Source organism: Citrobacter sp. wls613 (genome assembly GCF_005281195.1).
GTDB classification, from domain to species: Bacteria; Pseudomonadota; Gammaproteobacteria; order Enterobacterales; family Enterobacteriaceae; genus Citrobacter; species Citrobacter gillenii.
On sequence record NZ_SZXN01000034.1, the window covers coordinates 1 to 19,371 of the forward strand.

Annotated in this window: 22 protein-coding genes and 1 other annotated feature; of the genes, 7 read left to right on the plus strand and 15 right to left on the minus strand. The window is 51.4% G+C overall.

The window, feature by feature from the left end:
- Window positions 1-147: 147 nt before the first annotated feature.
- From FDX01_RS04615 to thrS, 12 genes are all read right to left on the minus strand, one after another.
- The gene (locus tag FDX01_RS04615; protein WP_096757248.1) at window positions 148-612 is read right to left on the minus strand and encodes an NlpC/P60 family protein; all 465 of its coding nucleotides are present in this window, start codon (window positions 610-612) and stop codon (window positions 148-150) included.
- Between the two features lie 77 nt (window positions 613-689).
- The gene (btuD, locus tag FDX01_RS04620; protein ID WP_137399318.1) at window positions 690-1,439 is read right to left on the minus strand and encodes a vitamin B12 ABC transporter ATP-binding protein BtuD; all 750 of its coding nucleotides are present in this window, start codon (window positions 1,437-1,439) and stop codon (window positions 690-692) included.
- Window positions 1,439-1,990 (minus strand): glutathione peroxidase, encoded by a 552-nt coding sequence (locus tag FDX01_RS04625; protein ID WP_137363003.1) that lies wholly within the window; start codon window positions 1,988-1,990, stop codon window positions 1,439-1,441. Before FDX01_RS04625 ends, btuD begins: the two co-directional genes overlap by 1 nt.
- Window positions 1,991-2,056: 66 nt before the next feature.
- Window positions 2,057-3,037: a vitamin B12 ABC transporter permease BtuC gene (gene btuC / locus FDX01_RS04630; RefSeq protein WP_096757251.1), complete on the minus strand. Its 981-nt coding sequence runs from the start codon at window positions 3,035-3,037 to the stop codon at window positions 2,057-2,059.
- A 280-nt stretch (window positions 3,038-3,317) separates the two neighbouring features.
- On the minus strand, window positions 3,318-3,617 hold the full coding sequence (ihfA, locus tag FDX01_RS04635) for an integration host factor subunit alpha (protein ID WP_003030571.1): 300 nt from the start codon (window positions 3,615-3,617) through the stop codon (window positions 3,318-3,320).
- Window positions 3,618-3,621: 4 nt separating this feature from the next.
- Entirely contained in the window at window positions 3,622-6,009 is a 2,388-nt protein-coding gene (gene pheT / locus FDX01_RS04640; RefSeq protein WP_137399319.1) for a phenylalanine--tRNA ligase subunit beta, read from the minus strand.
- A 15-nt stretch (window positions 6,010-6,024) separates the two neighbouring features.
- A complete protein-coding gene (gene pheS / locus FDX01_RS04645; protein WP_045442121.1) occupies window positions 6,025-7,008 on the minus strand; it encodes a phenylalanine--tRNA ligase subunit alpha in 984 nt (327 codons plus the stop codon).
- Between the two features lie 125 nt (window positions 7,009-7,133).
- Window positions 7,134-7,258, minus strand: a sequence feature (Phe leader region).
- Window positions 7,209-7,253: a pheST operon leader peptide PheM gene (gene pheM, locus FDX01_RS04650; RefSeq protein WP_001386830.1), complete on the minus strand. Its 45-nt coding sequence runs from the start codon at window positions 7,251-7,253 to the stop codon at window positions 7,209-7,211. (Overlaps the previous feature by 45 nt.)
- A gap of 120 nt (window positions 7,259-7,378) precedes the next feature.
- Window positions 7,379-7,735: a 50S ribosomal protein L20 gene (gene rplT / locus FDX01_RS04655; RefSeq protein ID WP_003030578.1), complete on the minus strand. Its 357-nt coding sequence runs from the start codon at window positions 7,733-7,735 to the stop codon at window positions 7,379-7,381.
- Window positions 7,736-7,790: 55 nt separating this feature from the next.
- Entirely contained in the window at window positions 7,791-7,988 is a 198-nt protein-coding gene (gene rpmI, locus FDX01_RS04660; RefSeq protein ID WP_003030583.1) for a 50S ribosomal protein L35, read from the minus strand.
- Window positions 7,989-8,084: 96 nt separating this feature from the next.
- Window positions 8,085-8,627, minus strand: a complete 543-nt coding sequence (gene infC, locus FDX01_RS04665) for a translation initiation factor IF-3 (RefSeq protein WP_071830666.1) — start codon at window positions 8,625-8,627, stop codon at window positions 8,085-8,087.
- 3 nt (window positions 8,628-8,630) lie between these two features.
- Entirely contained in the window at window positions 8,631-10,559 is a 1,929-nt protein-coding gene (gene thrS / locus FDX01_RS04670) for a threonine--tRNA ligase (RefSeq protein ID WP_096757253.1), read from the minus strand.
- Between the two features lie 305 nt (window positions 10,560-10,864).
- Here thrS and yniD point away from each other — a divergent pair, with 305 nt between their 5' ends.
- On the plus strand, window positions 10,865-10,972 hold the full coding sequence (yniD, locus tag FDX01_RS04675; protein WP_096757254.1) for a small membrane protein YniD: 108 nt from the start codon (window positions 10,865-10,867) through the stop codon (window positions 10,970-10,972).
- 186 nt (window positions 10,973-11,158) lie between these two features.
- Here the strand turns inward: yniD and FDX01_RS04680 are convergent, their stop codons facing one another.
- Entirely contained in the window at window positions 11,159-11,392 is a 234-nt protein-coding gene (locus FDX01_RS04680; RefSeq protein ID WP_096757255.1) for a hypothetical protein, read from the minus strand.
- Window positions 11,393-11,658: 266 nt separating this feature from the next.
- Window positions 11,659-12,417, minus strand: coding sequence for a YdiY family protein (locus FDX01_RS04685; protein WP_117342997.1), 759 nt, complete (start codon window positions 12,415-12,417; stop codon window positions 11,659-11,661).
- Window positions 12,418-12,704: 287 nt separating this feature from the next.
- Here FDX01_RS04685 and pfkB point away from each other — a divergent pair, with 287 nt between their 5' ends.
- On the plus strand, window positions 12,705-13,634 hold the full coding sequence (gene pfkB, locus FDX01_RS04690; RefSeq protein ID WP_137399320.1) for a 6-phosphofructokinase II: 930 nt from the start codon (window positions 12,705-12,707) through the stop codon (window positions 13,632-13,634).
- 263 nt (window positions 13,635-13,897) lie between these two features.
- Window positions 13,898-14,758 (plus strand): fructosamine kinase family protein, encoded by an 861-nt coding sequence (locus FDX01_RS04695; RefSeq protein ID WP_117342995.1) that lies wholly within the window; start codon window positions 13,898-13,900, stop codon window positions 14,756-14,758.
- Window positions 14,759-14,826: 68 nt separating this feature from the next.
- On the opposite strand, the gene FDX01_RS04700 is transcribed toward FDX01_RS04695, so the two are convergent.
- Window positions 14,827-15,363: a YniB family protein gene (locus FDX01_RS04700; protein ID WP_115258665.1), complete on the minus strand. Its 537-nt coding sequence runs from the start codon at window positions 15,361-15,363 to the stop codon at window positions 14,827-14,829.
- Between the two features lie 170 nt (window positions 15,364-15,533).
- On the opposite strand from FDX01_RS04700, the gene hxpB reads away from it, so the two are divergent.
- From hxpB to tcyP, 4 genes are all read left to right on the plus strand, one after another.
- The gene (gene hxpB / locus FDX01_RS04705; RefSeq protein ID WP_096757260.1) at window positions 15,534-16,202 is read left to right on the plus strand and encodes a hexitol phosphatase HxpB; all 669 of its coding nucleotides are present in this window, start codon (window positions 15,534-15,536) and stop codon (window positions 16,200-16,202) included.
- Between the two features lie 149 nt (window positions 16,203-16,351).
- The gene (kduD, locus tag FDX01_RS04710) at window positions 16,352-17,113 is read left to right on the plus strand and encodes a 2-dehydro-3-deoxy-D-gluconate 5-dehydrogenase KduD (RefSeq protein WP_137399321.1); all 762 of its coding nucleotides are present in this window, start codon (window positions 16,352-16,354) and stop codon (window positions 17,111-17,113) included.
- Between the two features lie 95 nt (window positions 17,114-17,208).
- On the plus strand, window positions 17,209-17,796 hold the full coding sequence (locus tag FDX01_RS04715) for a metal-dependent hydrolase (RefSeq protein WP_096757262.1): 588 nt from the start codon (window positions 17,209-17,211) through the stop codon (window positions 17,794-17,796).
- Window positions 17,797-17,931: 135 nt separating this feature from the next.
- Window positions 17,932-19,323, plus strand: coding sequence for a cystine/sulfocysteine:cation symporter (tcyP, locus tag FDX01_RS04720; RefSeq protein ID WP_096757263.1), 1,392 nt, complete (start codon window positions 17,932-17,934; stop codon window positions 19,321-19,323).
- Window positions 19,324-19,371: the final 48 nt, after the last annotated feature.

Sequence of the window (19,371 nt, forward strand, 5' to 3'; positions counted from 1 at the left end):
AAACACTATCAGTAAGTTGGAGTCATTACCCAAAATACTCTCTTAATGCACAGGGTTATTGTCAGTGCAGCAGCTGAAGTGAAAGTTGACTTTAAATGGCGATGATGGAACTGCTTCATACATGACCAGCCCCATCACCCGGGAGATTTAAATACGTCGCGCCTGCCAGAAATTTTTACGCCAGTAGACATTATCAAGCGAGGAGCGCATCACGCCACGACTGGTGGAGGCATGAATAAATTGATTATTGGTATCGTAAATACCGACGTGTAGCCCGCTTTCACCCGATCCGGTTTTAAAGAAAACCAGATCGCCTGGTAGCAATTCATCTTTATCAATTTCGGTACCAATCTTTGACTGCGTGCGCGTATCGCGCGGTAATTGCAGGTCGAATTTATCGCGCATCGTCATCAGTACAAAGCCAGAACAATCCACGCCGCTCCGGCTCATGCCGCCATAACGATAAGGTGTACCACGCCAGTGCTGTAACTGGTCGTTAAGACCGGCAATCACGGCGATAGAGTCCGATAACCGGGCATTGGGTGCGGGAGCGCGATGGCTACTGCACCCTGCCAAAAACAAAGCTGTGATAAAAAGAAGCCAAAAACGCATGCAGGACGAATCCTCTATTTTTTATTCTTGCGCCAATTTAGCGTGGAAATAATGGGGTTTTCAAGAGCCCATTTAACTTAAGTGGTTGATATGAGCATTCTGTGGCCTTCGATATCCAGACGACGGAAGTTTACGCCATAAGCCTGAGAGAGATTAGCCGGCGTCAGCACCGCATCGCGTGTACCACTGGCCAACAACTTCCCGCGCTTGAGTAACCAGGCTTTGTGCGCATGACGCAGCGTATGGTTCAGGTCATGACTGCTCATCACAATTGCAATTCCCTGCTGACAGAGTCGGCCCAATAGGCGGTCCAGCGCATTTTGTTGCGCAACATCCAGACTGTTCATCGGTTCATCTAACAGCAACAGTTGGCCGTGCGGATTAGCCTGCGGACAAATTTGCAGTATTACCGCCGCAAGACGCACCCGCTGCCATTCGCCGCCAGAAAGCTGATTCGACCCACGTCCAAGTTTATCACCCAACCCAAGCGCGTCGGCCGTCTCCTGCAGCAAATCGGTACGCGTTTTATCAGGCTGATGCAGCGTCAGAAAATGCCAAACCGGCATGGCAAACGGGGGGGGTTGTTGTTGCGCAAGATAAGCGCGATGTTGCGCCAGTTTTGCCGCAGGCCAGTCATCGAGCGGCACATCACCCAACACGATGGTTCCTTCACCGGTCGTTAACCCCGCCATCCTCGCCAGCAGCGTGCTTTTTCCTGCGCCGTTGGGTCCGACAAGGTGTAGGATCTCCCCGGCCCTTATTTCACCGGAAAGCGGGCCAAGCCGGGTCGATTCCGCCACATTCTGGAGCTGCATAAAAGGAGACATTATTTTGCCAGCGCCGCGTTGATATGTTCCACAAGGATGGGATCTTCAGGCGTCATATCGGGTGAAAAACGCTGTAAAACCTGACCATCGCGCCCGACTAAAAACTTCTCGAAATTCCACAGAATATCGTCCGGGTAGAGCGGCGCGCGCCCTTTGCTCGCCATGCGCGCATAAAACCCACTGTCGGCTGGCGCTACGGCGGTGGGCGCGGCGGCAATCAGCTTCTGATACAGCGGATGGCGCGCTTCGCCATTGACATCTATTTTACTGAACATGGGGAAAGTAACGCCCCAGGTAGTACTGCACCAGGTTTTAATTTCCTCTTCACTACCGGGTTCCTGACCGAGAAACTGATTGCAGGGGAACCCCAACACGGTAAATCCCTGCTCGTGCCATGTTTTCTGCAGATTCTCCAGTTGCTCATACTGCGGCGTTAATCCACATTTTGAAGCAACATTAACAATTAACAGAACTTTTCCGGCATACGCTTGTAATGAGACGACATCTCCGTCGATAGTCGTCACTTCGGTATTGAAAATAGTGTCTTGCATAGCATCTCCAGGTGGATAGTCAGCGATCAATTTTCCGTGTTTAATCATAGTCCGAACCGCAGACGTCTAGCGCCCGGATTTTAACAATAACCAGATAAATACCGGTGCACCCATGGTTGCCGTTACCACGCCGATAGGCAGTTCAGCCGACGCCAGCACCAGACGTGCCACAACATCCGCTAACAGTAACGCAATAGCCCCCGCCAGCGCACAGCCAGGCAGCAATACGCGATGATCGGTTAATCCACACAGTCGCAGAATATGCGGGATAACCAGGCCGATAAAACCAATGGCGCCAGCAAGCGCCACGCTGACCCCCACCATCCAGCCGGTAGCCACCACCAGCAGGTTCCGCCAGAACCATAAAGGCAGCCCTAGCTGGCGCGCAGACGTCTCCCCCAGCGCCAGCATATTCATCGGCTGCGACTGACAGCAAATCCACAGTAAAACGGGCAGCAGCGCGACCATCAGCCAGGCCTGCTGCCAGTCAACACCGCCAAAGCCGCCCATCATCCAGTACATTAACTGTCGCAGATCAAAAGAGGTTGAGAAGTAGATAGCCCACGTCATCAAGGCGCTACAAATAATACCCAGCGCCACGCCCGCCAGCAGCAGACGGCTGGTCGACAGGTGGCGGCGGGCAAAACGCAGAAGGATAAGCGTGATGATCAGCGCCCCGGCAATCGCGCACAGGCCCAGCGCCCAGCCGGGTAACTGGCCCTGCCCCAATAGCACCGCGGCGATGAGTCCAACGCCTGCGCCGTTAGACACGCCCAGCAGGCCTGGTTCGGCTAACGGGTTTTCGAACAGCGCCTGCATCACAGCACCGGACAGCGCCAGCGCGGCACCGACCAGCAGTACGGCCAGCGTACGAGGAAGTCGAATTTGCCACACGAACAGATCGCCACGGGCGCTAAACCAGTTGCCGGGCGCAATCCACTGTTCGCCTGCGCACAGGCTGAGGATCGTTGCCAGCAGCATCAGCGCTGACAGAGACAATATCCAGCGTACATTTCGTCGCTGTTGTTGATGGGCGAAGGTCAGCATGTTTTCCATTCTGCTGAAAAGAGATGGGGGGGATTTTACGGTGCCGATTCGGTAGTGGAAAGGAAAAAGGCCGCAGAGCGGCCTTTTTAGTTATACCCGTCATACTTCAAGCTGCATGTGCGTTGGCTTTACTCGCTCACCCCAGCCACGTACTTATGTACGCTCCTGGAGATTCGCTGCGTCGCCGCCTTCCTGCAACTCGAAGTATTTAGGGTATATATACGTCATGCTTTTCACTGCCGCTTTGATGGCGGCGTAAGTGACTTAGCGGAACGTCAAATCACTCTTCTTTGGGCGTTGCGTTTTCGACCCGACTTTTTAACTTCTGTCCGGGTCTGAAGGTCACCACGCGCCGTGCTGTAATGGGAATATCTTCGCCCGTTTTCGGGTTACGTCCCGGGCGTTGATTCTTATCACGCAGATCGAAGTTACCAAAACCAGAGAGTTTTACCTGCTCACCATTTTCCAGAGCACGACGGATCTCTTCGAAAAACAGCTCGACCAGTTCTTTGGCATCCCGCTTGCTAAGCCCAAGCTTATCAAACAGATATTCTGACATTTCAGCTTTTGTAAGCGCCATAGGTTCAATCCCTCAATGATGCCTGGAATCGCTCTTTTAATGCCTCTACACATTTGGCGACGGTAGCGGCAATCTCCTCTTCTTCAAGTGTACGGCTGGTATCCTGAAGGATCAGGCTGATAGCGAGGCTCTTATAACCCTCCGCAACACCCTTACCGCGGTACACGTCAAATAAGTTTACGCCAACTACCTGATTTACGCCAACTTTCTTACACTCGGATAAAATATCCGCAGCGGGAACGTTTTCTGCCACCACCACGGCGATATCACGGCGGTTCGCCGGGAAGCGAGAAACTTCACGAGCCTGAGGCACCACGCGGTCTGCGAGCTTGTTCCACTCTAGTTCAAACACTAAAGTGCGACCGTTCAGATCCAGTTTACGTTCCAGCTCAGGATGAACAACCCCAATGAAACCAATACGTTCACCTTTCAGATAAATCGCCGCAGACTGGCCCGGATGTAATGCCGGATTGGCTTCAGCTTTGAACTGAATGTCACCCAGTTTACCGGTCAGGTCGAGAACCGCTTCCAGATCGCCTTTCAGATCATAGAAATCAACGGCCTCTTTTGCCAGGTTCCAGTGTTCATCATGACGGTTGCCGCAGATCGCACCTGCCAACATCAGATCCTGACGGATCCCGAGGTTAGCCTGGGTATCGGGAACAAAACGTAAACCCGTTTCGAAAATACGCACGCGGTTCTGCTGACGGTTCTGGTTATACACCACCGTAGACAGCAAGCCGGTCCACAGGGACAAACGCATTGCCGACATGTCGATTGAGATTGGGCTTGGCAGCAACAGCGCTTCTTCACCCGGATGCAGCAGCGCCTGAACTTTCGGGTCGACGAAGCTGTAGGTGATCACTTCCTGGTAGCCTTTATCATTGAGCATGGTTTTGACACGCTTCAGCGATAAATCTGCTTCGCGATGCGTCCCCATGATCAAGCCTGCCTGAATAGGCGTATTCGGGATATTGTCATAACCGTATACGCGGGCAATTTCTTCGACCAGGTCTTCTTCAATCGACATGTCGAAACGCCAGCTCGGTGCAACCGCCAGCCACTCATCCTGGCCTTCCGTCACGTCACAACCCAGACGACGCAGAATATCGCTCACCTGCTCATCGGCAATATGATGGCCAATCAGACGATCCAGTTTGCTACGACGAAGCGTAATGGTTGCGCGTTTTGGCAGCGTGGCTTCTGTCGTCACATCGATAACCGGACCGGCTTCGCCGCCGCAGATATCAATCAGCAGACGCGTTGCACGCTCCATGGCTTTGTGCTGCAGCGCCGGATCGACGCCACGCTCATAGCGGTGAGAGGCATCGGTGTGCAGACCGTGACGACGCGCGCGACCCGTAATGGACAGCGGGCGGAAGAACGCACATTCCAGCAGGACGTTTTGCGTCTCATCATTCACACCAGAGTGCTCTCCGCCAAAGATGCCGCCCATTGCCAACGCTTTGTTGTGGTCAGCAATAACCAGCGTATCCGCATTCAGTTTTGCTTCGCTGCCGTCCAGCAATACCAGGGTCTCACCCTCTTTTGCCATACGCACAACAATTCCGCCTTCAATGCGGTCTTTGTCGAACGCATGCATCGGCTGACCCAGTTCGAGCAGTACATAGTTGGTCACATCAACCACGGCATCGATGGAACGGATCCCGCAACGACGCAGTTTCTCTTTCATCCACAGCGGCGTTGGTGCTTTAACATTAATACCTTTAACCACACGGCCCAGATAGCGCGGACAGGCGTCAACAGCTTCAACCTGGATTGGCAGCACGTCATCAACTGTCGCCGCCACAGGGACGATTTCCGGCTCAACCAGCGGGGCTTTGTTCAGTACCGCAACATCGCGTGCAACACCGATGATGCCTAAGCAGTCGGCGCGGTTCGGCGTAACGCTGATTTCGATAGTGTTATCGTCAAGCTTCAGGTATTCGCGGATATCGGTGCCAATCGGCGCATCCGCCGGCAGTTCGATAATCCCGTTATGATCATCGGAAATACCCAGCTCAGAGAACGAGCACAGCATCCCTTCTGACGGCTCACCGCGCAGTTTGGCGGCTTTAATCTTGAAATCGCCCGGCAGAACGGCACCGATGGTCGCCACGGCGACTCTTAATCCCTGACGGCAGTTAGGTGCGCCACAGACGATATCCAGCAGACGATCGCCGCCCACATTAACTTTGGTGACACGCAGTTTGTCTGCGTTCGGGTGCTGGCCGCACTCAACCACTTCACCGACCACTACGCCGTTAAATTCACCGGCAACGGCTTCAACGCCGTCGACCTCGAGGCCCGCCATGGTGATCTGGTTTGACAGCGCATCGCTATCAATTGCCGGGTTTACCCATTCGCGTAACCACAGTTCACTGAATTTCATTGTTTTATCCTGCCTTTATTTAAACTGTTTGAGGAAACGCAGATCGTTTTCGAAGAAAGAACGCAGATCGGTGACGCCGTAACGCAGCATGGTCAGACGCTCCATACCCATACCGAAGGCAAAACCTGAGTAGATTTCTGGGTCGATACCAACGTTACGCAGCACGTTCGGGTGGACCATACCGCAGCCCAGCACTTCCAGCCATTTGCCATTTTTTCCCATTACGTCAACTTCTGCAGAAGGCTCAGTGAACGGGAAATAGGAAGGACGGAAACGTACCTGCAGATCCTCTTCAAAGAAGTTACGCAGGAAATCGTGCAGCGTGCCTTTCAGGTTGGTGAAGTTGATGTTGGTATCAACAATCAAGCCTTCCATCTGATGGAACATCGGGGTGTGCGTCTGATCGTAGTCGTTACGATACACGCGGCCCGGTGCGATAATGCGGATTGGCGGCTGTTTTTCTTTCATGGTGCGGATCTGCACGCCAGAGGTCTGGGTACGCAGCAGGCGCGTGGCGTCAAACCAAAACGTGTCGTGGTCAGCACGCGCCGGGTGATGGCCTGGAATATTCAGCGCATCGAAGTTGTGGTAGTCATCTTCGATTTCCGGTCCCGTCGCCACGGTAAATCCGAGCTCACCGAAGAAGCTTTCAATCCTGTCGATGGTACGTGTGACCGGATGCAACCCGCCGTTTTCAATACGACGGCCCGGCAGGGAGATATCAATGGTTTCTTCTGCCAGACGTGCATTCAGCGCAGCATTTTCTAAATCAGCTTTACGCGCGTTCAGCGCCTGTTGTACCTGCTCTTTGGCTTCATTGATAACCGCACCTGCTGCCGGACGCTCTTCAGGCGGCAGTTCGCGCAGGGTTGTCATTTGCAGGGTCAAATGCCCTTTCTTACCCAAATATTCGACGCGGACATTGTCTAATGCGGCAACATCTGAAGCCTGGTTAATGGCGGCCGTTGCACTGGCAACCAGCTCTGCGAGATGTGACATGGTTTTCCTCGTTGTGTGGCGATATTCATATGTCGCTCATATATACACAAAATCATTCAAGTTGCATCCAGGCGGCAAGAGAGCAAAATGCAGCCAATACAGGGGCCGCTTGAAGGATTACGTGTATAAAAAAAGCCTCCACCAGGGAGGCTCTTAGGCGCTGTTTTCCGTTTCTTCTTTCACGCGCTAGCCTCCCGGATTCAGGTGCTAAAGTAAAAAAAGAAGCGGAAAATAGCAGCATTCATGCTTGCGTTACCTTATGTAGTAAAAACCGGACAACCTTTATTGAAAAGGCTTACGGGTGAATTGTCAACTAATTGATTACGCTACAAATAAAAGAGAGGGAGCCAAGCTCCCTCTTTTCACCGGCTTATGCCAGAGCTGCTTTCGCTTTTTCAACCAGAGCGGTGAACGCTACTTTGTCGAATACTGCGATGTCAGCCAGGATCTTACGGTCGATTTCAACAGAGGCTTTTTTCAGGCCGTTGATGAATTTGCTGTAAGAAATACCGTTCTGACGTGCTGCTGCGTTGATACGCGCAATCCACAGTTGACGGAACTGACGCTTTTTCTGACGACGGTCACGATAAGCGTACTGACCAGCTTTGATAACAGCCTGGAAGGCAACGCGGTATACGCGAGAACGCGCACCGTAGTAGCCTTTAGCTTGTTTCAAAATTTTCTTGTGACGTGCACGGGCAACTACACCACGTTTTACGCGAGCCATATGTGCTCTCCTGTATCTATATTCTTAGTAAAAAAATTAATTAAACGTTAACGGCTTATGCGTACGGCAGGCACGCGATAACCAGACCCAGATCGCCTTTAGACACGAGGCCTTTTGGACGCAGGTGACGTTTACGCTTAGTAGATTTTTTGGTCAGAATATGACGCAGGTTTGCGTGCTTACGCTTAAATCCACCACCACCGGTTTTTTTGAAGCGCTTAGCAGCACCGCGTACGGTCTTAATTTTTGGCATTTTAATAACTTCCACTTCGCATTGTTAATAAACGAAACATAGGCGAACAAAACCTGCGAAGCCCGTAGGCTCCACAGGAATTGCTACTTGAAGGCCTTACTGTTTCTTCTTAGGAGCGAGCACCATGATCATCTGGCGGCCTTCGATCTTCGTAGGGAAGGATTCGACCACTGCCAGTTCACTCAGATCGTCACGGACGCGCGTAAGCACTTCCATACCGATCTGTTGGTGAGCCATCTCACGGCCGCGGAAACGCAGCGTGATCTTAGCTTTATCACCCTCTTCCAGAAAGCGTACCAGGCTGCGGAGTTTTACCTGGTAATCGCCATCGTCGGTGCCAGGACGGAATTTAATTTCCTTAACCTGGATAACTTTTTGCTTTTTCTTCTGTTCCTTAGAAGATTTACTCTTTTCATAAAGGAACTTGCCGTAGTCCATAATACGACAAACTGGCGGTTCGGCGTTAGGGCTGATTTCAACTAAATCTACTCCAGCTTCTTCAGCTTTTTCGATAGCTTCTCTCAGACTCACAATACCCAAAGCTTCGCCTTCCAGACCTGTTAAGCGAACTTCCAGGGCGCGAATCTCGCCATTGATACGATTCGGACGTGCCGTTTGAACTCGTTTTCCGCCTTTAATACCTTATTCCTCCAGTTGTTGAAGACTGCGGCTGCGAATCTCTTGTTGCAGCTTCTCGATAACTTCACTTACGTCCAGGCTGCCCAAGTCTTTGCCACGACGGGTACGCACGGCAACTTTGCCTGCTTCTACCTCTTTGTCGCCACAGACCAACATGTAAGGGACACGACGTAAAGTGTGCTCGCGGATTTTAAAGCCAATCTTCTCATTTCTCAAGTCTGCTTTTACACGAATACCCGCATTTTGTAGTTTCTGCGTTAATTCGTTGACGTATTCAGACTGCGAATCGGTAATATTCATGACCACAACCTGAACCGGCGCAAGCCAGGTCGGGAAGAAGCCAGCGAACTCTTCGGTCAGGATACCAATGAAACGTTCCATTGACCCAAGAATCGCGCGGTGAATCATTACCGGTACCTGACGCTCGTTGTTTTCGCCAACATAAGAGGCGCTCAGACGAGACGGCAGAGAGAAGTCCAGCTGTACAGTACCGCACTGCCATGCGCGATCGAGGCAGTCATACAGGGTAAATTCAATTTTCGGACCGTAGAATGCGCCTTCACCCAGTTGGAACTCAAACGGGATGTTGTTTTCTTCCAGCGCAACCGCTAAGTCCGCTTCAGCACGGTCCCACATTTCATCGCTACCGATACGTTTCTCAGGGCGAGTGGACAGTTTGACGACGATTTTCTCGAAGCCAAAGGTGCTGTACATATCGTAGACCATACGAATGCAGGCGTTAACTTCATCACGAATCTGCTCTTCGGTACAGAAGATATGCGCATCATCTTGAGTGAAGCCACGTACGCGCATCAGGCCGTGCAGCGCACCTGACGGTTCGTTACGGTGACAGCTACCAAATTCCGCCATACGCAGCGGCAGGTCGCGATACGATTTCAGACCCTGATTAAAGATCTGAACGTGTCCTGGGCAGTTCATTGGCTTGATGCAGTATTCACGGTTCTCTGAAGAGGTGGTGAACATCGCATCCTTGTAGTTGTCCCAGTGCCCTGTTTTTTCCCACAGCACACGGTCCATCATGAACGGGCCTTTCACTTCCTGATACTGGTATTCTTTCAGTTTCGAACGAACGAAAACTTCCAGTTCACGGAAAATTGTCCAGCCATCGTTATGCCAGAACACCATACCTGGCGCTTCTTCCTGCATATGATACAGGTCAAGCTGCTTACCAATTTTACGGTGGTCGCGTTTAGCCGCTTCTTCCAGACGTTGCAGGTAGGCACTCAGCGCTTTTTTATCGGCCCATGCAGTACCATAAATGCGCTGCAGCATCTTGTTGTTGCTGTCGCCGCGCCAGTATGCCCCAGCGGTCTTCATCAGTTTGAAGTGATGACAGAAACGCATGTTCGGCACGTGCGGGCCACGGCACATATCGACGTATTCTTCATGATGATACAAGCCAGGCTTGTCATCATGGGCAATATTTTCATCAAGGATAGAGACTTTATAGGTCTCGCCACGCTTCACGAACGTTTCACGCGCTTCGTACCAGCTGACTTTCTTCTTGATGACATCGTAGTTTTTCTCAGCGAGCTCGTGCATCCGCTTTTCGAGCGCGTCGACGTCTTCCTGGGTTAACGTACGGTCAAGATCGATATCGTAGTAAAAGCCGTTGTCAACAACCGGTCCGATCGCCATTTTGGTGTGCGGCCAGAGTTGTTTGATCGCGTGCCCTAACAGGTGCGCACAGGAGTGACGAATGATCTCCAGACCTTCATCATCCTTAGCGGTAATGATGGAGAGTTTCGCATCCTGTTCAATCAGATCGGAAGCATCAACCAGCTCACCGTTTACACGGCCAGCAATAGTGGCTTTCGCCAGACCTGGACCGATGTCCAGCGCAACATCCATGGGACTTACAGCGTGGTCGTAATGGCGTTGGCTGCCATCAGGAAGAGTAATAACAGGCATGTTATATCCTTATTTGCAGTGGTGCCCCACACGTAAGAGCACATACAAAGTTTCACTATTTAAAATTTATCAAAAAGGTGTGGGCTGATTCCCGCTTCACTCTGCGAAATATGTCACGCATTACCTGACTGGCAACGCTGTAACCTACACCCGCTTTTTGATAACACCGCCTGACAGTGTACACGGCATTACGGGTCGTTCAAAGCGACAATCAACACGCCATCTATGATGTAAATCAATTCACTGGCGCCCCGCCGTCTTTGTTACACTATGCGGTAATCATTGTTACTGACCAGGAAAGAACCATGCCAAAAAATCGCTTTGCCAAAAAACACTGGAAAATGGTTGTGGTACTGCTCGTCATTTGCGCGGCAATGTTGATGTTAAGGTGGGCAGCAATGATTTGGGGTTGAACCGTCACGCCGTTAATAAATGGTACTTTGCGTTATTTCGCGATGTACACAGATGCATCCAATAAATTAAAAAAGATATTTCAATATTACTTTACTGTTTATGACAAAATAAAAACCGGTACATCAATATCCGGTTTTTTCATTACGACATTTGGCTGAATAGGCGTCTGGACACTGATGAAGATATTAAGACCATTCGCCAGCAACCAGGGTATGAACATTAAACGCATCATTCATACTTTGGCCAGTTGACTGGGAACCAGGAGCGATATTTGAACCTGCTTCCACATCAGAGGCATGCGTGATGCCAACTTGTGTCGTGTTATCAGACGGTGCGTTGGTGACCGGAACGGCTGCAAACACACCGAAGGACAGCGCAGAAAGCACGATGACAGCAGCCGTCGCTTTGATATTTTTCATAGGTATCTTCTCTTACTTGAATTAATGCTAAGGTCTGAAGGCGATTAATTGCCTGTAGGTAAGAGTGTAGATCTGGCTCACACTTTTTCCTAGTCAATTTATTTATCAATTCGTGTCAAATAAATTGAATATGTACCCAAAAGAGTAATTATGGAGAAAGTATGAAGAAAAGTTTTTTTCGAAAAAAATTAAAATGCCGGTCAGAAAATAATAACACTGAAATTTTATTTGGAAAAGCCGGGCCATTTATTTGACCCGGTTTTTTACTACATACGATAGCCGAGCGAAACGGTCGTACGACGATCGGTATGTTCCGGTGCCGTAGCCGGTGGTTCTGAGTTCCAGGTGACGTTATAAGCCACTTTCAAACCGAAGTGTTCGTTGATAGCCACATTTAACGCTGTTTCAGAGTTAAGCGTCGTATCTTCAGCACCAAACACCGACACCCCTTGTGTGAATTTGGTGGTGTCCGTCATCTGCCACGCATAAGCGCCTGACGCATAACCCAGCGGCTGCGTTTCGGTTGTGCCATCGGTGTGTTCGTCATAGCGTACGCCTGGACCGAATTCGAAACGGAAGCTGTGTACCGGCCCATTAAGGAACTGACGACCATAACCTGCAGTCAGTACGTCACGCTCGCGATAGCCGTTGTATCGGTCGGTCAACCAACTGGCCTGTCCGAACAGGTAATCATAATCCGTCATATTAAAACGACTACGACCACCTACGGCGTATTTCTCCGAAGAGCGTTCATCATTCGACGAGGTATTGCTGGCATTGCCCCACAGAGACCACGCCGTGGTTTCACCGTACCAGGTCATGGTGGTATCTGCGGTTAAAGAAGAACTTTTTGTGTTGCCTGACTGGGCGAGGTATCCCGCGTTCAGGTTACCTTCAAAGGGTTTTTTCGCGCTGGAGGGGTCATCCATGACAGTAAAAACGGAATCATCGGCGGCGGCATGCATTGACGCAAACACGCCCCCCATCAGCACGAGTGCTGCGGGTACTGTCTTCAAAAGCTTCATTTATAAAGAGTCCGTACAACAAAAAAAGAGACCATTACGGTCTCGGAAACTTTCATAGGGATCAATGACAAAAGCCCCTTGAAAGGTAACAAATTATAAAAAGACTCGAATAACATAGCAATAATTTCTTATTTCATTTTTTGAATAAGAGCGTTCTTAAACCGTAATTTTATTTATATATCTTTGCTGAGATAATTTTAAATAAAGATGCGATAAATCATGTTGTTAATTACTTCACTTTCGTCACATTAAGTGCCAGACTGAGGACAGCCTAACAGGAGGTAAAGATGGTACGTATCTATACGTTAACACTTGCGCCCTCTCTCGATAGCGCAACAATCACCCCGCAAATCTATCCCGAAGGTAAACTTCGCTGCACCTCGCCGGTTTTTGAACCCGGTGGTGGTGGTATTAACGTGGCCCGCGCCATTGCTCATCTTGGCGGAAACGCAACGGCTATCTTTCCGGCTGGCGGCGCTACCGGGGAACACCTGGTATCATTGCTTGCCGATGAAAATGTCCCGGTCGCCACCATAGAGGCCAAAGACTGGACCCGGCAAAATCTTCACGTCCACGTAGAATCCAGCGGCGAGCAGTATCGATTTGTTATGCCTGGAGCAACACTTACCGATGACGAGTTCCACCAGCTTCAGGATCAGGTGCTGGAAATTGAGTCCGGCGCGCTGCTGGTGATAAGCGGCAGCCTGCCACCCGGCGTGAAGCTTGAAAAACTCACCCAGCTTATTACTGCGGCACAAAAGCAGGGCATTCGCTGCATTGTTGATAGCTCAGGTGAGGCACTGACTGCCGCATTAACGCTCGGCAATATCGAACTGGTCAAACCCAACCTCAAAGAACTCAGCGCATTGGTTAACCGCGAACTCACACAACCTGATGACGTCCGTAAGGCCGCAGAGGAAATTGTGCACAGCGGTAAAGCGCAACGTGTTGTCGTTTCGTTGGGACCGCAAGGGGCACTGGGCGTTGACGGTGAAACCTGCGTACAGGTGGTACCCCCGCCGGTTAAGAGCCAAAGTACCGTTGGCGCGGGTGACAGTATGGTCGGCGCGATGACGCTGAAACTGGCACAGAATGCGCCATTTGACGATATTGTTCGTTTTGGCGTAGCGGCAGGTAGCGCGGCAACCCTCAATCAGGGTACCCGTTTATGCTCGCAGGACGATACGCAGAAAATATACACATACCTTTCGCGATAATGCCCTTCCCCCTCATCATCAGGGGGATTTACCGACAAAACTGTCGACATACGTGTTATGCGTCTATGCTGAAAAATCACGTGATAACAAAGCAGTGGATCACGTGAACCCAGAACTGCAGCGCTCTGGCAAGGAGTGAAATAGCAACAAACATTACGTGCTTTTTCAGCGATAACGCGTCCACGGTGTGCGTTGGTTCGTGTTTTTTTACCGCATTATTGCGCTAACCTTATGATCTGGCAGACAACATGGGGAGAGACATCATGTGGCAGGCTATCAGTCGTCTTTTAAGCGAGCAACTCGGTGAAGGCGAAATCGAGCTGCGTAATGAACTGCCCGGCGGTGAGATCCACGCCGCATGGCATTTACGCTATGCGGGGCGCGATTTTTTCGTCAAATGCGATGAAAGGGAGCTATTAACCGGCTTTACGGCAGAAGCCGACCAGCTGGAACTGCTTTCCCGCAGCAATACCGTTTCAGTCCCCAAGGTCTGGGCGGTCGGTGCAGACAGAGACTACAGCTTTTTGGTGATGGATTTCCTCCCTCCCCGTCCACTGGATGCCCACAACGCCTTTATTCTCGGACAACAGCTCGCGCATCTTCATGAATGGAGCGATCAGCCGCAGTTTGGCCTCGACTTTGATAATGCACTCTCTACCACGCCACAACCCAATACGTGGCAGCGTCGCTGGTCTACCTTTTTTGCAGAACAGCGGATTGGCTGGCAACTGGAGCTTGCCGCCGAAAAAGGGATCGCATTTGGCAATATTGACGCCATTGTTGACCATGTTCAGCAGCGTTTGTCATCACACCAGCCACAGCCTTCACTACTGCATGGCGATTTGTGGTCGGGGAACTGCGCCCTTGGCCCTCATGGTCCCTACATTTTTGACCCCGCCTGCTATTGGGGCGACAGAGAGTGCGACCTGGCAATGCTGCCATTACATAGCGATCAGCCACCGCAAATTTATGACGGCTATCAGTCGGTTTCCCCCCTGCCGCTGGATTTTCTCGACAGGCAGCCTGTCTATCAGCTTTATACGCTGCTGAATCGAGCGATTCTGTTCGGCGGGCAACATATGGTGGTGGCGCAGAAAGCGATGGACAGGATACTGGCGGCTTAACAGATATATAGCGGAAGTTCTTTGCTAATCAGGCCCGCAGCTTTCGCGTGGGCCTGATAGTGACGCGCTTACAAAAAACCTAGTAGCGAAAAGAAGAAATAGCCAATCACGATGACGATAACCGGCAAAATATAGAGCGGGAATATTTGTAAGAAAATCGTATGATGCGGCACGACAATACGCGACTCAATCTGCTCTCGCGATAACCCTTCACTGCCCTTCGCCTGCTCCAGAATCAGCTGATCTTCAACGCCTTCACGTAAAAAACGAGCCTGACGGCTCATGCGAGCACCCGAATCCTGCATCGCCAGCCCGATAAAAATAAGAATAAAAATCAGCCAGAAAACCAGATTCAGTCCGCTTTGAAAATCAGGTGTCGGTGAGTTATACCAAAACAGGTTAAGAAAGGGAGTGTTTACCCGCATCATGTCAATCATCACGTGGGCAAAGTCGAGCATCACCGCGTTAATCCCCTCCTGCTTTTCACTGTGCGCATACATAAACTTCAGTACTGAAACCAGCGTTGAAATCAGCGCCGGGATGAAAATCACCCATCCCACCAGCCTTTTCAAGACAGCAATGCGTCCAGCTTGTTGATACGTCATGAGTTCCCCTTGATTAAGACGTGTCATTTTGGCCTAAGTTTACCCGTTGATAACCATTTTCGCCTGATCTTTAAAGGCGGTATAATCGAGGATTAGCCATAATGAACGCTGAGAGCCGGTTCACCCAGGCTCTTAATCCCTGCTGTTTCATGTTCAAAGGAGAGGTTGTGATGTCAACCCCGCGTCAAATTCTTGCTGCAATTTTCGATATGGATGGATTACTGGTCGACTCTGAACCCCTTTGGGATCAGGCTGAACTGGATGTGATCGCAAGTTTAGGCGTAGATATCACTCGCCGCCATGAACTGCCCGATACGCTGGGGCTGCGTATCGATATGGTTGTAGATCTATGGTTCGCCCAGCAACCGTGGAGCGGCCCATCTCGCCAGGAGGTCACCGATCGCATTATCACCCGGGCTATCGCCCTGGTTGAAGAGACAAAACCACTGCTGCCTGGCGTACGTGAAGCCGTCGCGCTGTGCAAATCCCAGGGCTTACGAGTGGGTCTGGCATCGGCCTCCCCGCTGCATATGCTGGAAAAAGTGCTGACGATGTTTGATCTTCGCGACAGCTTCGACGCGCTGGCCTCGGCAGAAAAATTGCCCTACAGCAAACCGCATCCTCAGGTCTACCTCGACTGCGCGGCAAAATTGGGTGTGGAGCCCTTATCTTGCGTAGCGCTGGAAGATTCTGTCAACGGCATGATTGCATCAAAAGCAGCACGCATGCGCGCGATCGTCGTACCTGCACATGAGAACCAGGACGATGCCCGCTTTGTTCTTGCTGACGTTAAATTGACCTCGCTGGCCGATCTCACCGTCACGCATCTACGCGGATAATTCCCTGATGGGCAATGGTTGCATTGCCCGTCTTGCCAGGTCAGCCATATTTTTGAAACGTTGTTTCATTTTTCATTGTATTTCCTGCCAGCCTCTCCTATTCTTTCACTCACAGCATGCGTTAAAACCATTTGATAGCCGGGGTGAATATGATTTTGGATGCTTTTCGTCTTGAAGGTAAAGTAGCAATCGTCACCGGATGTGATACCGGGCTTGGGCAAGGTATGGCGGTCGCGCTGGCGGAGGCCGGCTGCGACGTGGTCGGCGTCAATCGTAAAATTCCTGTGCAAACCGCTGAGAAAATCCATGCACTCGGGCGACGCTTTCTGACTATCCAGGCCGACCTCAGCCAGCAGGACTCGCTGAACGATATCGTGACGCAAACGGTCTCCACCTTTGGTCGGATCGATATTCTGGTCAATAACGCGGGGACCATTCGCCGTGAGGACGCCCTGAGCTTTAGTGAGCAAGACTGGGATGATGTGATGAACCTGAATCTCAAATCCGTTTTCTTTTTGTCACAGGCCGTCGCCAGACAATTCCTGAGCCAGGGTCAGGGCGGAAAAATCATCAACATTGCGTCAATGCTCTCCTTCCAGGGCGGTATCCGCGTACCTTCCTACACCGCTTCAAAAAGCGGCGTGCTGGGCATAACCCGCCTGCTGGCCAATGAATGGGCCGCACAGGGTATTAACGTCAATGCCATTGCGCCGGGCTACATGGCGACCAACAATACGCAGCAACTGCGGGACGATGCCGACCGTAATCAGGAGATTGTCGACCGTATTCCGGCCGGACGCTGGGGAACGCCTGACGACCTGAAAGGCCCGGCGGTATTCCTTGCCAGCCGCGCCTCTGACTACATTAATGGTTATACATTGGCCGTCGACGGTGGCTGGCTGGCACGTTAATCGCCTATTTGTGACAAAGGGTTACAACGTCACCTCTTTCGCCTACTGTATAAAACCCCTATACTGTATGAATTGACAGTTTATTGGGTTTTATCATGACGGCGGAAGGCCACCTTCTTTTCTCTATTGCCTGTGCGGTATTTGCCAAGAATGCCGAACTGACGCCCGTTCTCGCGCAGGGTGACTGGTGGCATATTGTTCCTTCAGCTATCTTGACCTGCCTGCTGCCCGATATCGATCATCCCAAATCGTTGCTGGGGCAGCGTCTGAAGTGGGTCTCAAAGCCCATAGCCCGGGCATTTGGTCATCGCGGGTTTACGCATAGCCTGCTGGCGGTGTTTGCCTTGCTGGCGACGTTCTATTTGAAAGTACCCGAGACCTGGATAATCCCGGCGGATGCGTTACAGGGGATGGTGCTCGGCTACCTTAGTCATATTCTGGCCGATATGCTGACCCCAGCCGGCGTTCCTCTGCTGTGGCCCTGCCGCTGGCGCTTTCGCCTGCCGATCCTCGTACCGCAAAAAGGCAACCAGCTGGAGCGTTTTTTATGCATGGCGCTGTTTGCCTGGGCTATCTGGATGCCACAAACTTTGCCTGAAAACAGTGCAGTACGCTGGTCATCGCAGATGATTAATACGTTACAAATGCAGTTTAATCGTTTTATAAAACACCAGGCTGATTAAGAAACCGGCCAAAATGTCATTTTTGGCATAAACAATTCCATTTGAATATAAGAGGCAAGTCACAGTTCTGCTAATCTTGCGCCAACAGAATCACTGTAGTTCGGTGATACATAAAAAAAGATCAGGAGAACGGGGATGAACTTTCCATTAATCGCGAACATTATCGTGTTCGTTGTACTGCTGTTCGTGCTGGCGCAAGCCCGTCACAAACAGTGGAGTCTGGCCAAAAAAGTACTGGTTGGTCTGGTTATGGGCGTGGTATTTGGCCTTGCTCTGCATACGATTTACGGCTCAGACAGCCAGGTACTGAAAGATTCTGTACAGTGGTTCAACATTGTCGGCAACGGCTATGTTCAACTTCTGCAAATGATCGTCATGCCGCTGGTATTTGCCTCTATCCTCAGCGCCGTTGCGCGTCTGCACAACGCCTCTCAACTGGGGAAAATCAGCTTCCTGACCATCGGGACGTTGCTGTTTACAACACTTATCGCCGCGTTAGTTGGGGTACTGGTCACTAACCTGTTCGGCCTGACGGCGGATGGACTGGTACAGGGTGGTGCTGAAACCGCCCGTCTGAACGCCATCGAAACCAACTACGTGGGTAAAGTTGCCGACCTGAGCGTGCCGCAACTGGTGCTGTCGTTCATCCCGAAAAATCCGTTTGCCGATCTCACTGGCGCTAACCCAACCTCCATTATCAGCGTTGTTATCTTCGCCGCATTCCTTGGTGTCGCGGCCCTGAAACTGCTGAAAGATGATGCCCCGAAAGGCGAACGCGTATTAACCGCTATTGATACCCTGCAAAGCTGGGTGATGAAGCTGGTTCGTCTGGTGATGCAGCTGACGCCGTACGGTGTTCTGGCGTTGATGACCAAAGTGGTTGCCGGCTCCAACCTGCAGGACATTATTAAGCTGGGCAGCTTCGTGGTGGCTTCGTACCTCGGTCTGGGCATCATGTTCGTGGTACACGGTATTCTGCTGGGTATTAACGGCGTGAGCCCGCTGAAGTACTTCCGTAAAGTCTGGCCGGTACTGACGTTTGCCTTCACCAGCCGCTCCAGCGCTGCGTCTATTCCGCTGAATGTGGAAGCGCAAACCCGTCGTCTGGGTGTGCCTGAGTCGATTGCCAGCTTTGCCGCCTCTTTTGGCGCCACGATTGGTCAAAACGGTTGTGCGGGGCTGTACCCGGCAATGCTGGCAGTGATGGTTGCGCCGACTGTGGGGATTAACCCGCTCGACCCAATGTGGATTGCAACGCTGGTCGGTATTGTGACCGTTAGCTCCGCCGGAGTCGCGGGTGTGGGTGGGGGAGCAACGTTTGCCGCACTGATCGTGCTGCCGGCGATGGGCCTGCCGGTTACGCTGGTCGCTCTACTGATCTCCGTAGAACCGCTGATCGATATGGGTCGTACTGCGTTGAACGTCAGTGGCTCCATGACTGCCGGTACGCTCACCAGTCAGTGGCTGAAGCAAACCGACAAAACGATTCTGGACAGTGACGATAACGCCGAACTGGCACACCGTTAAACCGGTTTCCTGAAGCGTAAAAAACCGCCGGAGTATCATGCTCCGGCG